At 64.8% G+C, this 15,038-nt stretch carries 9 protein-coding genes and 1 pseudogene; 7 read left to right on the forward strand and 3 right to left on the reverse strand.

The window, feature by feature from the left end:
• The first annotated feature begins 277 nt into the window (after positions 1 to 277).
• Positions 278 to 814, forward strand: a complete 537-nt coding sequence (locus AC5Y5O_RS24940; RefSeq protein WP_139043416.1) for a hypothetical protein — start codon at positions 278 to 280, stop codon at positions 812 to 814.
• Positions 815 to 1,080: 266 nt separating this feature from the next.
• A pseudogene (locus tag AC5Y5O_RS24945) lies at positions 1,081 to 1,746 on the forward strand (DNA cytosine methyltransferase); the annotation flags it as partial.
• 60 nt (positions 1,747 to 1,806) lie between these two features.
• Here AC5Y5O_RS24945 and AC5Y5O_RS24950 read toward each other — a convergent pair.
• The gene (locus AC5Y5O_RS24950; RefSeq protein ID WP_109548542.1) at positions 1,807 to 3,891 is read right to left on the reverse strand and encodes a tyrosine-type recombinase/integrase; all 2,085 of its coding nucleotides are present in this window, start codon (positions 3,889 to 3,891) and stop codon (positions 1,807 to 1,809) included.
• Positions 3,888 to 5,021 carry a tyrosine-type recombinase/integrase gene (locus AC5Y5O_RS24955; protein ID WP_074376070.1) on the reverse strand — a complete coding sequence of 378 codons (1,134 nt, stop codon included), beginning with the start codon at positions 5,019 to 5,021 and terminating at the stop codon, positions 3,888 to 3,890. Before AC5Y5O_RS24955 ends, AC5Y5O_RS24950 begins: the two co-directional genes overlap by 4 nt.
• Before the next feature lie 102 nt (positions 5,022 to 5,123).
• On the opposite strand from AC5Y5O_RS24955, the gene AC5Y5O_RS24960 reads away from it, so the two are divergent.
• From AC5Y5O_RS24960 to AC5Y5O_RS24975, 4 genes are all read left to right on the forward strand, one after another.
• A complete protein-coding gene (locus tag AC5Y5O_RS24960; protein ID WP_500027882.1) occupies positions 5,124 to 6,287 on the forward strand; it encodes a DNA cytosine methyltransferase in 1,164 nt (387 codons plus the stop codon).
• A 258-nt stretch (positions 6,288 to 6,545) separates the two neighbouring features.
• Positions 6,546 to 6,785: a glutaredoxin-like protein NrdH gene (nrdH, locus tag AC5Y5O_RS24965; protein ID WP_061559537.1), complete on the forward strand. Its 240-nt coding sequence runs from the start codon at positions 6,546 to 6,548 to the stop codon at positions 6,783 to 6,785.
• A gap of 18 nt (positions 6,786 to 6,803) precedes the next feature.
• Positions 6,804 to 7,193, forward strand: coding sequence for a hypothetical protein (locus tag AC5Y5O_RS24970; protein WP_061559538.1), 390 nt, complete (start codon positions 6,804 to 6,806; stop codon positions 7,191 to 7,193).
• Positions 7,190 to 7,453 carry a hypothetical protein gene (locus AC5Y5O_RS24975; RefSeq protein WP_061559539.1) on the forward strand — a complete coding sequence of 88 codons (264 nt, stop codon included), beginning with the start codon at positions 7,190 to 7,192 and terminating at the stop codon, positions 7,451 to 7,453. Before AC5Y5O_RS24970 ends, AC5Y5O_RS24975 begins: the two co-directional genes overlap by 4 nt.
• 834 nt (positions 7,454 to 8,287) lie before the next feature.
• On the opposite strand, the gene AC5Y5O_RS24980 is transcribed toward AC5Y5O_RS24975, so the two are convergent.
• A complete protein-coding gene (locus tag AC5Y5O_RS24980; RefSeq protein ID WP_061559577.1) occupies positions 8,288 to 8,872 on the reverse strand; it encodes a hypothetical protein in 585 nt (194 codons plus the stop codon).
• Between the two features lie 295 nt (positions 8,873 to 9,167).
• On the opposite strand from AC5Y5O_RS24980, the gene mobF reads away from it, so the two are divergent.
• Positions 9,168 to 15,023 carry a MobF family relaxase gene (gene mobF, locus AC5Y5O_RS24985; protein WP_239723511.1) on the forward strand — a complete coding sequence of 1,952 codons (5,856 nt, stop codon included), beginning with the start codon at positions 9,168 to 9,170 and terminating at the stop codon, positions 15,021 to 15,023.
• Positions 15,024 to 15,038 lie beyond the last annotated feature (15 nt).

A 15,038-nucleotide genomic window follows, 5' to 3' on the forward strand; every position in this document is an offset into this window, starting at 1 on the left:
CTATAGCCTACAGCCTGGGCCGCGGGAGCAGCTACCAGATGATCAACGCCGATGGCTCTGCGCGTGGGCGCAGCCGACGCTGCTGAGCCGATTGACCCGCTCGCGCACCTCGCGGTCACGGACGACGTCGGGCAGACCGCCGGGACAATTCCAGGATGCATCAAATCCGTTGTGGCGGTGGAGGACACCGGAGCTCTCGTCAATTCGATGGCTGCCTATAGCCCACCGATTATGGTAGTCTATAGACAACCATAGATGCAGAAAGGGCTCACCACACATGGCTAAACCCCTTACCGCTGAGCAACGGTGGCTGATGTTCGCCATCGGTGGGTGGACGATGCGCGAGTGCCTCCTTGGCCCTGCCGGAACCGACTACCTGATGCAGTCCTGCTACAGCCATTGGGGTTTCAGCGGACCCGACGGTGGACCCGACTGGCTCACCGGTTGGAACACCGTTCGGGGAAAAATCACCGCGCCACAAAGCGGAGTCGTACGGGTGAGCCTGACAAAAGCCCAGATTAACTCTTACGCAGCCACATTGCCCGCCGACATCCGCCGTGAACTCACGGAATGCCGTGATGCCGCCCACGCCGAGCAACGACGCATCGCCGACTGGTGCCACTGTCCCCAGCAGGACCAAGCGACCAATGCCCGCACCGTACCCTGCGGCCGATACCACCCCACCGACGAGGAGGACGACGACCACTGGGCCCGGACCCGCGCCATCGACACCTGGCAGACCCGGCTACTTCGCCGCGCGCTGCAATTGCAATCCGCCGGTGAACAACTCGACCTCTTCAGTGGCCTAGCCTGAGCCAGCTCCGACGACAGGGACCTTACCGAAGAGCGCGGCCGCCGCCCGGGCGTTATACCTTGCCGACTCCGCCGCAGCGACCAGTTGTGGTTCGAAGGCCGTCGTCTTTACCACTGCCTCCCGCCTCTGATGGCTTGTTGTCGCCAGTTCTTCGCGGCGACAACCTGATTCGACGCGCGTTCTCTCACATCGTGGTTCCATGGCGGTTGTCTATAGGCCACCACTGGCGGTAGACTATAGACAACCAACAGATAAGGAATGGCCCCATGACCAGCTCGACCACATCCCGCTCGGCGAAACTGCACGCCCCCGAGCTATCCGCCGAACACCTCGCTGAAATCGAAGAGGCTCTGGCATCCACACACAGCGACTGGCAACCCAGCGGACTGCCTACCGGGATTACCTATACCGACATCTTCTGCGGATTCGGCGGTTCCAGTATCGGCCTCGAAAATGCCGGGATGACTCTAGCTTTGGGTGCCAACCACTGGCCGAAAGCGATCGAAACCCACGCGCTGAACTTCCCCAACGCCGATCACCTAATCGCCGATGTGTCCAACTACGACATGCGCAGGCTGCCTGACACGGATGTGCTCTGGGCATCGCCGATCTGCACCGAGCTCTCCCCCGCGGGCGGCACCCGCCGCCCCAGCGCCCAGCTGTCGCTGCTTGAGCCGGAAGGCCACGTACCCACGGCCGCGCTGGACCGCACACGCGCAACGTTCTGGGATGTGGTGCGCGCCACCGAGGTACACCGCTATCGAATTATCCTGATCGAGAACGTGATCGAGGCGGCCTCTTGGGAATTATTCGACATCTGGTGTACCGCAATGGATAAACTGGGTTACAATCACCAGTTCATCTCGGTGTCTTCGGCTCACATCGGCGACGACGCAAATCCTCACGCCCCCCAGTGGCGCGATCGCCTCTACATCGTTTATCTGGACAATTTTTGCGCCTTTGGCGCTGACCGCGTGGCTGAAATTCGCTCGCTAGTCGGGCGTGTCGCTCCCGGTCTCGGCGGATTCGCCGAGCTCGTCGAGCAAGGCGCGGATGCGGTCGGCGGTCCGTTCGTGGCGCTCTACCTCGCGGGCCCAGCCGCGTTCCTCGGCGTCGGTCGCGAGCTGACGTTCAGTGCAGAGCCGCTCACGCAGCCGTGGGGCGTACTTCTTGGTGGTAAGGAACTTTGGGCAAGTGAGGTAGATGTCGCACTCGCACGGGCCTTCTTGGGGCAGCCGCAGGCAGTGTCCGAGTTCGAGTTCGGTCTTGTAGAAGTTGGTCTTCAACCAGTCCAGCGATTCCTGGTCGAGACGGCCGGCGCGGACGACATCCGCCTGCGGGCCAGCGAGAATCGCGCCGGGTTCGATGACGGCCTTGTAGTCGGCAAGCACGACCGGGTCGGAGATGTGGGCGTAGGTCATGGACATGCCCGCACTCTGATGCCCGAGGATCTTCATGATGGTCAGGGTCTTGGCGCCCTTGCTGGCGAGTTCGGTGCCGAGGGTGTGCCGGAACCGGTGTGCATGTACTGCAGCCTTGCCGTCGTCCTTGAGCAGTCCGGCCTCGGCGCAGACCCGCTGCAAAGGGAAGGCGAACAGGTAATCCGGGCTGGCCAGCCGCCCGTTGTGCAAGAACAGCCGGCGCACCGGCCTGCTGAGATCCTGGTCGAAGATCGCCCGGTCGTCCTGCTGCCGACGTATCGCGGCCAGCTCCTCGATCGCGGTCGCGGCCTCGGGGTGTATGGGGACGGTGCGTTCTCTGCGGGATTTGCCTGCCGCCAGTCGAATTCGATGGGTGCCGTCCGGGTAGGTGTCGAGGCAGTCGAGGTGCAGTTTGCGGATCTCGGTACGCCGCGCCCCGCTCCAGCGGGCGACCAGCAGCGAGCACCGCTGCAGTGGGCACTCCAGGGCGCGGATCCGCTCCATCAGCGGCTCGAGCTCTTGTTCGGGGATATAGCGCGGAACCTTGTGCACCTGCCGGGGCACATCGGCCGTCGACAGTGGCGGACGGGTGGGCATGTCGCCCCACTCGGCGTTGAAGCCGTAGCGGAAAAACGCGTTGATCTGCCAGGTGATCATGCTTCGGTACGGAACAGACAGCTCCTGGTCTGGGTGCTTGATTTTGCGCTGGCTCTGCAACCACGTCAGAAAGTCGAGAAGATCCGGCCTCTTGAGTTCGGCGAGGCTTTCCACCGCAGGGCGTTCCTGGCTGAGCCAATCCGACAGCCGCCGCAGCGCTGCGCGCGCCTGATCGACAGACGCCTTGGAGTCGATCAGAGATCGTTCTGCCACATAGCGATTCATGACGGCCGCGATCCGCGGCACGGTGCTCAGCGGTCGGCGCGTCTGCGATACCTGACGCTTCGGAAGCGCATCGATCATGCCGGCGTGGTAGAGCGCAACGCCAGTGCTGAACGCCCGCGTTGCGAAGTTGGTCAGCGTCCCTTGCATCTTGGCGCCGAGCACTTCTGGGATGCCGGGGATGGATGCCGCGGTACGGATCGCCTCGCGCAGGTCCTCAACGTCGTCGGTGGTCAGCGTCGACAGCTCGGGATCTGCTCGATGCAGAACGAGCCGCGCTACACCCCAGTGGACGCGATACCGGCAGCGCCGCTCGCTGAGGCCCAGCTCGCGATGCTTGGCCGCGAGCGCGTTGGCCTGCTCGACCAGTGGCAAACCGAGGCTTTCGGCGACCGTCCAGGGCTTGAGCACACCGATTCCCAACAGCCATCCCCAGTCGAGGTGAAGCCGCCCCGTAAGGGAGAGATAGATCAGGTAGTGCCGGGCGTGGAAGTTGATCCACTCGGTGGTCACGTCGCTGCGCAATGGGCCGCGTGTGCGTCGGGTCTGGGTCTCGTTGTTACGCCACCCAAGCCGGGTGCCCAGCGGCAGCTGCAGCCATGCGTCCAACTCGGGGTACGCGGCGGCGAAGCGCCGCGCGTAGAGCAATTGACGGTGCTTTCGCTCCGCGCTCCAGGCACTTCCCACCAGGAAGGTCTCGTATTCGCCGGGATCGCAATGCCCCGAACGCTTTCCACGATCGGGGACCGGTGATGGCAGCGCGGCAACGTTACTCATTGGTCCTCCGATTCCAGGGCGCGCCGGTAGTCGGCGACGACTTCTTGATCGCTGATGCGGGTGTAGATCCTGGTGGAGTCCGGGCTGGCGTGACCCAGCCGCGCCATCAGGGTCAGCTCACGCATACCGCCTTCAAACATGCGGGTGGCGTGTGTGTGCCGAAGCGCGTGGGGTGTCAGCCATGCATCTCGGACGCCGGCACGCTCAGCAGCACGGGCGAACATGCGCACCATGCCGTCGTAGCTGAGGGGTTCGTGACGACGTTTCCCGCGGCCGCCGACGAGGAAGACGTACCCCGTCTCGGCGTCTTGAGGGCGCTCACGCAGCACATAGTCGTTGATCGCAGGGAGCGCCCGGCCCTCCAGCAGGTCGACGACCCGTTCACGGCGGGACTTCTGCCGCACACCCTTTGGGTGGTCATCGCGATGTCGCACGGTCACGCGACGCCGGCCATAGGAAATGTCCTCCAGGCACAGCCCGAGTGCCTCGCCGGGGCGCAGCCCGCCCTCGTGCATCAGCTCGAGCAAGGCGCGGTCGCGTTTGCTGCGCATGACCAAGATCAGCGCGCGATAGGTTTCGTCGGACATTGGCCGGGGCAGCGAGTCGACAGTCTTGACTCGCAGGGTTCGCCGCACTGGGATCTGTTTCTTGGAGTTCAGCAGCGGCGGACGCCACCGGCCAGCGGTACGCATCGCACCCGAATCAACTTGCCTAAGAATAGGATTCTCTCTGCCGTCATAACGCTCGCAGGTGATCAGGAACTCGTAAAACGACGAGACAGCAGCCAAAATCCGGTTGCAGGTGCGCGGCGAGAGCAGCCTCCCACCGTCTGTGGTCGCGGCCAGGTCGAGGCGTTGAGCCCGCCCCGTCGACGACGAGCGGCGCAACGTCACCAGGAAGTCCATCGCTCGCGCTGGCGTGAAGTCTTGCACCGTCAGGCCGCGGTCGTCGAGGAACACCATCAGCTTCTGAAGGTCATAGGCGTAGGCCCGGACGGTGTTCGGGGAGAACCGCCGCACCGTCAGTGCCCGCAGGAACGCTGCGACGTCCTCGACGACACAACCCTGGCCATCCACCAGTTCCACCGCCGGCTCGCCGACGCCCGGATCCGACACATGAACGACTCGCATGGCCGCAACCTAGCCGATCCGACCGACGAATTCGGGGAGGCAAATCCGGTGCTCACGAGCCAAAATGCGGATGATCGTCCAGATAACAGTGTCTTCACAGCAGTGTCGTTGCCGACCATCGACATCAGGCCGCGCCCGCTGACCTGGTGCCCCCAGTGCGACGAGATCAACCACGCGGTTCAGTCCTGGAAGCGTCTGGACCGCCGCCGCATCGGAAAGTACCGCCAGCAGTACGTGTATCGCTGCCCCAATGCCCGGTGCAGGCACAGTGTTGTCGAACCGTTTGTGCGGCCCGCTGCTGTGGCCATCGATTGGAGCGACCTAGGCCAGCGCATCGGCGACCGCAGCAAGCCGCTGGCGGCCGCGACCATGCGCCGCATCCGTGCCGGGATCGCCCAGTTCGCCGAACCCACCGTGATCGCTACCAATCACGGCCGACTCGGTGAAGACCGCGCCTACCCGGCGGCCGGTGCCCCGATGCCTACTCGCTCCACCAAAATCGGCGACGGTGTCATATGCCCGCCGTCTGTGCTTGACCGCCGAGCCTATAACGACGGGGACGCGCGCCGCATTAAGCCCATCAGCGACCCGGTCGGGGCCATCACCGCCAACGGCCGCCCGCACACTCTCGTGACACCGCAGATGGTGGTGCCGGCCGGAGGTTCCTGGAACACCGAAGCGATCAGCGCCGCCGACCCGCTGCGGACCCGCATGACTCGCGACACCGATGGCCTGTTCACTCCCCAGCCATGGATCACCGTGTTACGCAACCACGCCGACGTGAGCTCGATCGAGGACCCGCTGGCCGCGGTGGCTACGGGGGGCGGAACCGGCGGAGGCCACCAGGGACTGACCGTCCCGCCGGGCGCTTTCATCCAGAAGCACCACGGCGGCGTGGATTATGCGGGCATCGCTCACATGACCAAGAGCGTCAACGACCCGGTGCCCTCGGTTGTGGCGCGCCCCAACCTCTCTCTGGTGATCCCCTACCGCAAGGGCAAGGCCAAGACGACCGACGAGCCACTGCACACGGTAGCGACTCGAGATTCGGCGGCCCTGGTGGCGGCCTCCGCGATCGACATCGACGATTGCCGCTTCAGGATGCTCAGCCCCCGTGAACATGCTCGGGCACAACGTTTCCCTGACGACTATCGGGTCACCGGCAATCGTTCCGAGCAGACCATGGGGTTTGGGAATGCGGTGTCCAGCAACGTCGCTCAATGGCTCGGCGGCTTCGTTGTCCGCCTTCTTGCAAGCGGCCAATAATTGCGGATCCACGAGCTTGGTATCGGTCACGAATAAGCGATTGATACCAAGCTCGTGGCGAAACTAGCGCCACGATTCGCAGGCACGCTATACGCATACAAGGGCCTATAAATGACAATTTAGATGCACTCATTCAGCCATTCAAAGACAACGAGCACAATTCGTAGAAATAACGCTAGAATGGTTGTACCACAACATCTTAACGGTTAGAATAGAGAATATCAAATAGCCATTCTGCCGACATTAGGAGAGGTTCAAATGGATATCACGGTCTACACCAAACCGGCCTGCGTTCAATGCACAGCCACGCGTAAAGCATTGGACAAAAATAACGTCAAATACAGTCTCGTCGACATCACCGACGACCACGGGGCCCGCGACTACGTGATGAGTCTTGGATACCTGCAGGCACCAGTTGTCGTCGCCGGGTCCGAACACTGGAGCGGTTTCCGGCCCGGCAGGATTCGCGAACTAGCGTGCCTGGCTGCCGCCGTCTGAAACCCAAGGAGCACAACGATGTACGACCTCGTAATCGAGCACCACAGCCAAGGGTTGTCTCTCAGCGTCCACCCCGACCGGCGCGACGCCGGCGCAGCGCTGGACTCCTACCACCGCCACGTCGACTGCACGCGCCGCCCGATCCAACTCACCGAACCCTTTACCAGCTACGAACTCGTTGACCTATGCGACGGCCAGACGATCGCGATCGCCACCATCGAGCGTCGTCGCACAGACCCGATCACCGACCAACAATTCACGGCCGCAAAGGCCGCAGTCGATGAGTCCCTAGCCCTAGCGAGCGCCGCCGAACGCCACGATATCCAAATCGCCTGGGATCAGATCACCGGCGCCATCAACCACACCACGCACCACTCGCCCCCAGACCATCAGAGACGACAACCATGAACACCAACGACTTTCACATCGGCCAGCTCGTCGACGCCGCCAACACCGCAGCGGTGAGCCGCGCGTGCGCCACCTGCACCTGCAAGACCACCCACGGTTTAATCGTTGCGATCGATGGCCGGCAAGTCACCGTCGAATGGATCGACTCCTGGGGGCCTCAGCACGAAACCTATCCGCTCGACCCCGAGCTCCTGCGCGCCGCGACACTCGCCGCTGCTGCCCGATCGCACGCGTCGCGACAACCTGACGTTGGCGACTAAGCCAACTCCCCACTCACAGACCCGGCGTCCACCGAGCCCTCTATTGAGATCCGAGAACTCAAGATCTGGGCGACCGGAATACGCGAGGGGCCAACAGGCCTGCGATTCCACACCGTCGCCGCCGCCGCACAAGCAATCCCGCCGACATCTGGGCCCGACCAGCCAGCGTGATACCCGGGGCCCACATCGTTGCCGTCTACTGGGCGATGCACACCGTTGTCTACCGTCTCGACCACATCCACGCTGATTCCCGACGTCGTGCAACACGATCGGCCGTCCTGGCCGGCTAATCACCGACCGTGCTCAAGCTCCTCACCATAACGTCGGCATATCGCCGAGTCGCGCAGACTCTACTGCGGCCCGATCCCAGCCCCGTTCCCGCAACACCGTGCGCAACGCCACCGAGCGTTCCCGGCGAGCCCATAACCCATCACTGGGAACCGGCCTACGGCCTCCTCCACGCCGCATCCGAGCCATCCGCCGCATATTTTCACTCTGTGTCCCGACCACCACATGCTGGCGGGGCGCCTCAGCTGCACAGACTTTCACGCACAGCGGGCTATCACACTCATGCAAACCCAGCTCGTCTGGCTGAAGGAGCACACCGAGCCGACGCGCCAACGCGTACCGATGCGGCCGCACGCAAATCCCTTTACCCCTACGGTAAATGAAGAACCGACCATATCCGTCTTTACCGATCGCGCCCGTGAAAAAATCACAGTCGTCAGCGTCAGGTCCCTGGACTATGTAGGAGTCGAAGCGCCGACACTCGTCGGCATGCACAACAGGATCGACCCACAGCGGAATCCCCGGATCTATACGCACGCACCCACGCTAAGCCCGGCCACCGACATCTTCGGCATGCAGCGCAGCGCCGTCCGTATCTCGTGCTTCCACCGCCTCGCCATCGGCTTGCGCCGCAACGTCGTTCGAACCTAGTGCTTGCGCCGTCGCGCCAGGATCTTCGCCTGGTGCACCCGCCGCCGCGTCATCGGTTTGCGCCGTAACGCCATTCGAACCTAGTGCTCGCGCTACCGGCGCGCCGTTGGCCGCACCTAGTGCATCCCGCGCCGCCACGGTAGGTGCGCTCGTCGCCTTCACGACCGCGCGAACGTCACCGACTTTGACCCCAGCCAATTCCGCTATCGCCGAGAGTGTCTCACCACGACCCTGCATTCGAGCCACCGCCGCGGCACCAGCCTGGCGGTGCTCATGGCGCCGCCGCTCCGCCTCCGCCCCAATCTCAAGGATGCGGGTCTCCTCCCACTCATCCACGGCCGCCAGACGACCCAGCTCGACGAGAAACGACGCCGCGTCATCAACGTTTTGACGCTCGCGCTCCACGCGGGCCTCGTTCGCCCTCAGCTGCGCCTCGCGAACCCGTTTACGCGCCGCCGATTTCGAGTTGATATTCACCATTGCCGCACCCTACGACGAAGCCGTCGACCCGCTCTACCACACCGACCAACATCAGTATGTCCACATTTGTCCCCCACCCATGTCTCCTAAACCCACTGTCCCGCAACCTAAGCCGATCACACCCCAAACCACCACACACCAATGCCCACCAGCACCAACCCTTCTCAACCACCCCATACACCACACACCTCTTGCATTAAGGGGTAAGGGTTTCTTAAGAACTGCCCTAACTGTGTAGGACAGATCGTCGCTCGGGTCTCTAACGTGCGCCTCGAAGGGGACAACTGCGGTGACGATGACGATGCACAAGCTCACTGCCGGCGACGGGTATCAGTACCTCATCCGGCAAGTGGCTGCTGTGGACTCCACTGCCCGTGGACGGGCACCGCTGATCGATTACTACTCGTCGAAAGGTGAATGCCCGGGCCGTTGGGTGGGATCAGGGCTGGCGTCATTGCGATCAGCCCTACCCCGCGGAATACCGGCCAGCGATGTATCCGAAATATGGGCGGTCCCAGAGGGTTCCGAGGTCACTGAAGCCCAAATGAAAGCGTTGTTCGGCGAAGGTTTACACCCCAACGCCGATGCGATCACAGCCTATGCGACCGCACGTGGAGTGCGCGGTGCCGCGGCGATCGACGCCGCCAAACTGGGCCGTAAGTTCTATATCCGCGACGGCGAAACCACCTTTGCTCGCGCCCTGGCAGTCGCCTATCGCGACCACAACGAAGAAGCCGGACTGCACTGGAACGCGCCGATCGACGCGCCCACACGCGCCGCGATCCGCACCGTTGTCGCGCACAGAAGGTTCGCCGAGCAGTACGGCCGCGCGCCCGCCGACGATCGTGAACTCAGTGGGTTTATCGCGCGGGAAACCCGCGCGGCCACCACCGCGGTCGCCGGCTACGACTTGACGTTTTCGCCTGTGAAGTCAGTGTCTACGCTGTGGGCGATCGCGCCCCTCGACGTCGCAAAAGTAGTGGAGGAATGTCACGACGCGGCGGTGGCAGATGCGCTGGCGTGGTTAGAAACTCACGCCGCGTTCACCCGTTCAGGTAAGGACGGTGTCGCCCAGGTCGACACCACCGGATTGCTCGCGGCGGCGTTCACCCACCGCGATTCACGTGCCGGCGACCCTGATCTGCACACCCATGTCGCGATCTCCAACAAGGTCGCCACCGTGGGCGCCGACGGTGTGCTGCGCTGGCTGGCGCTGGACGGGCAACCTGTGCACCAGTTCACCGTGGCCGCCTCCGAGCTGTACAACACGCGCCTGGAAGCCCACCTTGGGCAGCGACTGGCGCTGCGGTTCGCCGACGTTGTTGGCGAGGGCCGCGGCAAGAGGCCAGTGCGTGAAATCGTGGGAATGTCAGTCGAGCTGATGGCCGCGTGGTCGTCGCGGCGGCTGGCGATCGAAGCGCGCACCGCCGATCTGGCCAAACAGTTTCAAGCCACCCACGGCCGCGAGCCCACCCACGTGGAAACCATCGCGTTGGCTCAACAAGCGACCCTGGAGACCCGCGAAGCCAAACACGAATCCCGCTCATTAGCCGAGCAGCGCCAGACGTGGCGCGGCCAAGCGATCGAGGTGCTCGGCGATGTGCGGGAGCTGACCGCGATGTTGGGCACGGTGTTGGCGGTGCCGGCACCCCAGATCGAGGCCGTCGATGACGAGTGGATCGCCTCGCACGCTGCCCAAGTCATCGCCACGGTGGCCCAATCGCGGGCAACCTGGCAACGACACCACGTGTTCGCCGAAGCGCAGCGCCGCGTTCGCGGCAGCGGGCATGCCGCCGACCAGACGCTGGCCGACAAGATCACCGAGACTGCCTTAGCCGAGCCGCTGTCGATGGCCCATATCGACATCGACGACGGAGAAATGGGAGAACCTGCGCAGCTGCGCCGCCGCGATGGAACCAGCGTGCATAGCCGCCACGGCAGCGCTACCTACACCTCGCACGAGCTGCTGGCCGCGGAGCGACGCATCGTTGCGGCCGCCCTGCAACGCGACGGGCGCACGGTCGAGGACATCGATATCGAGCTGGCGCTGACCGACTCGGCCGCACGCGGCAAACAACTCAACGAGGGACAGGTCGCCCTGGTCCGCGAAATGGCAAGCAGTGGGCGACGAGTGGCGTTAGCGCTAGCACCTGCCGGCACCGGTAAGACCACAGCGATGGCCGCCCTGTCGCATGCATGGCGGTCCTCGGGTGGCACCATCATCGGCTTAGCCCCCACCGCGGCGGCAGCCATCGAACTCGGCGAGGATCTATCGGCCCCGACCGACACCATCGCCAAATACGTGTGGTCGGCCGACCCGGCCAACGCATCGAGTCGTTCGGCCCCACCACCATGGTTCACCACGGTCGGACCCGACACCCTGATCATCATCGACGAGGCCGGCAAAGCCGGAACGCTCGAACTTGATGCGGTGATCACCCACGCCTTAGCCCGCGGCGCCAACATCCGCCTCGTGGGCGATGACCGCCAACTCGCATCAATCTCAGCCGGCGGCGTCCTGCGCGACATCGCCCACGAGACCGGCGCCCTGACGCTTTCTCAACTGGTGCGCTTTGCCTCCACCGCCGAAAGCGCAGCCACCCTGGCAATCCGCGAAGGCGACCCCGCCGGGCTCGGGTTTTACATCGACCAACAGCGTGTGCACGTCGGCGCCGATGCGACCGCAGCCGACATGGCCTACACCGCGTGGGCCGCCGACCTCGACGCCGGCCGCGACGGGATCCTGTTGGCCCCCACCAACGAAATCGTCGATAGACTCAACGCCCGAGCCCGTCTTGATCGCCTCGCCGCCGCCGATCCGGCCACCCTGCACGGCCACGAAATCACCCTTTCTGATCGGCTTGCCGCCTCCCCCGGCGACCTTATCCGCACCCGCCGCAACGCCCGTTGGCTGCGCCTAAGCCCCACCGATTACGTGCGCAACGGCTACCGCTTCCAAATCCTGGAAACCCACAAAAACGGCAGCATCAAAGCCCGCCACCTCGGCAGCGGCAAAACAGTGCACCTGCCCGCCCGCTACGTCAAAAAGCACGTCACCCTCGGCTACGCGGCCACCATCGACTCCGCACAAGGACTCACCGCCGGACACGCCTGCCACATCGTCGGCGCCGGCCATCTCACCCGCCAACTCCTCTACGTGGCATTAACTCGCGGCCGCATCGAAAACCACATCTACCTATCAACAGCGGAATCCGACCCGCACCGAGTGCTGTCCCCCAAAGCAACACACCCCGAAACAGCCGTCGATGTCTTGACCAAAACACTGGCCCGCGACGGCGCACAAGTCTCGGCCACCAGCGCCGCACGCCAAGCCCGCGACGCCTTCGTGCGGCTCGGCCCGGCCGCGGCGATGTACTACAACGCCTTGGGCGAGGCAGCCCAAGCCCTGGCTTCCCCGGCTCTGCTGGCCCAACTGCACGTCACCGCCGATCAGCTCTATCCAGGTTTGACCCGCGCCGAAGCATGGCCAGTGCTCTGCAAACACTTGGCTCTCGTCGCCGCCGATGGGCGCGACCCGTTCGCCACCTTGACCGAGGCCGCCGGCGTTGGCGAGCTGTTCAGCGCCCACGATCCCGCCGCAGTGATCGACTGGCGCATCGACCCCACCGGCGGACACTCCGCCGGTATCGGGGCGCTGCGCTGGCTGCCCGCCACCCCCGCGCTGCTGGCCAACGATCGCGTATGGCAGAACTGCCTGGACGGGCGCGCCACGCTGGTTACCGAGCTGGCAGACCAGATCCGCGAAACCGTCACCCGCCAATGGACACCGGCGACCGCACCGGCATGGGCCAAACCCGTTCTCGCCGCCAACCCCCAACTCGCAGCCGAGATCGCCGTCTTCCGCGCCGCCCACAACGTGGTTCCCGAAGACACCCGACTGCTCGGCCCACCCCAATACGCCGTGCGCGCCCGCACCGTCCAAAACTTGCTCGAAAACCGCGCCCAAGCGGTGGTACGCACCCAGAGCCCACACGCGCGCCGCTTTGAGCAGCTGATCGACTCCATCGATCCCCGCATCCGCGCCGACGGGTACTGGCCCCAACTGGCCGCCCACCTCGCTCAAGCCGCCACCAGCCGACCCGACCTGCCTGCCCTCGTCCGCGCGGCAGCCACCCAACGACCGCTACCCGACGAGCTGCCCGCCGCCGCGCTGTGGTGGCGTCTTGCCGCCGAACTGACCTCCACGGCCACCCTCGACACCCCCCATACCGGCCTGTGCCCGGCCTGGATCACCGACTTGCACAACGTCTTTGGGTCAGCAGCTGCTGAATCCATCATCGCCGATCCGGCCTGGCCCGGCCTCGTTTCGGTTATCAACGCCGCCGACCCCACCCGCTGGACCCCCGCCGACCTGCTCCACGTCGCCGCCGAACACCTCGCCGACGTCGACCCCGACCACACCATCCCCGCCTACCACTACGCCCGCGCCGTCACCTACACCGTTGACCTGATCGGCGGCCACCACGACCACACCGACCACCCGCCACCCGAACAACCCCCACTGCACCCCGACGAAGAAGAACAACTTCCCCCCGACCCCCACACCCCCAGGATCGACATGCCCGCAATCGACGCTTCCGAGCAACCGTGGCACCTCGAACTCGTTGAGCCCGACCCGATCAACACCCCGCTCGAGACTGCCGACGAACTCGCCGGCCTGGACTTCGACGACCTCCCTCGCCACCGCGTGGCACCCCCGCCACTGCCGGCCGCTCTCCTCGACCTCACCACCTTGCGCACCCAGTACCAGCAGGCGCTAGCCGACCATCAGGCCCTGCATGCCCGCGCCGCAATCGGTGACGGACTCGTAATGCGCCAAGCCGCCCCGCACATCCGCGACCTGCGCCAGCGCGCCGATGCCGACCGCCCCTACTTGATCGCCGTCCACGACGTCACTGCCGAATGGGCCGACGCCGAAACCGAATACGAGGCAGCGCTACGCGATGTCGACTGGGCACGCGACCAGCTCAACGAGCTGCAGTCGCAAACCGACGTCGACCCACTCGACCTCGCCTCAGCCAAACTCGATATCCAACTGCGCCTCATGGCACTCCCCGACACCACGCCCGCCGAGCGCTATCAGACTGCGCTTCACGAAGCACTCGCGGCGCGCGCGCAAGCCGCCGGCGGCGTGGACCGCATCATCAGCGGTGACGACGTCGACAAGATCATCGCCGAAGCACGATCCCAAGATGATCGCGCCGTGCTCGCCGCCCGCCGCTACTGCACCCAGCTGCGCGGAGACCTCGACCGCGCAGAACTAGCCGCCGCCGCCGCATTCGCAGCCGCCGAAACCCGCTCAGCCGACCACATCACCGCCCAACTCGACCAACTGGCCACCGAGCTCCGCGTGCTCGACGCCGCCAGCCGCTTCCAACCGCACCGACCCCTCAGCCTCACCATCAGCGCCACCGCCGACCTCTCCCCCGCCACAGCCGCAGCCATCACCAGCACCGCAAGGCTGCCCTTCGCCGTCACGGTCGTGCACGCCCAACCCTCGCCCGAACGCCGAACCGCCCTACACACCCTGCACAGCGCGGCCGCAGCCTCCGAACGAAAGATCCTGTGGTGCAGCCCCACCCGCGAACAAGCCGAGCACGCCATCACCGACGAGCTCGCCGACACCGCCGCCACCATCACCGAAACCCACGCCACCATCACCAGCAACCAGTCGCAATCGCCGTTACCCCCCGGCAGTCTCATCATCATCGACGACGCCGCCACCGCAGACCCCGCAGTGATCGCCGACCTCGCCGAGCACGCCGCAGCCAATCAGTCCGGACTCATCCTGCTCGACACCACCGGCCAAACGTGGCCACCCAAACCTGCCCAGCGGCTCCTGCGGCTCCTCGACACCGAATTGCCTTGGACCACAACCATCGGCGCACCCCCAACACCGACTGTCATCAACCGCGTCACCCAGCCCGACCTCGACCCCGCACTCACCCAAACGCGGCGCCTGCACCCAGCCATCCTCAATGAACAGCTGCGCGACAGCCTGAAACGCGCAGACCAGCTACACACCACCATCCACGCCGCCTACCAACGCCACATCGAGGCCACCTGGCTCCGCGAACGCAGCCGCCACGCCAAGCACCAAACCCCAGAACTCGGCATCACCGACGACTAAGCGATTTGCCTCGCT

The sequence above is a fragment of the Mycobacterium sp. NGS40 genome, assembly GCF_059812735.1.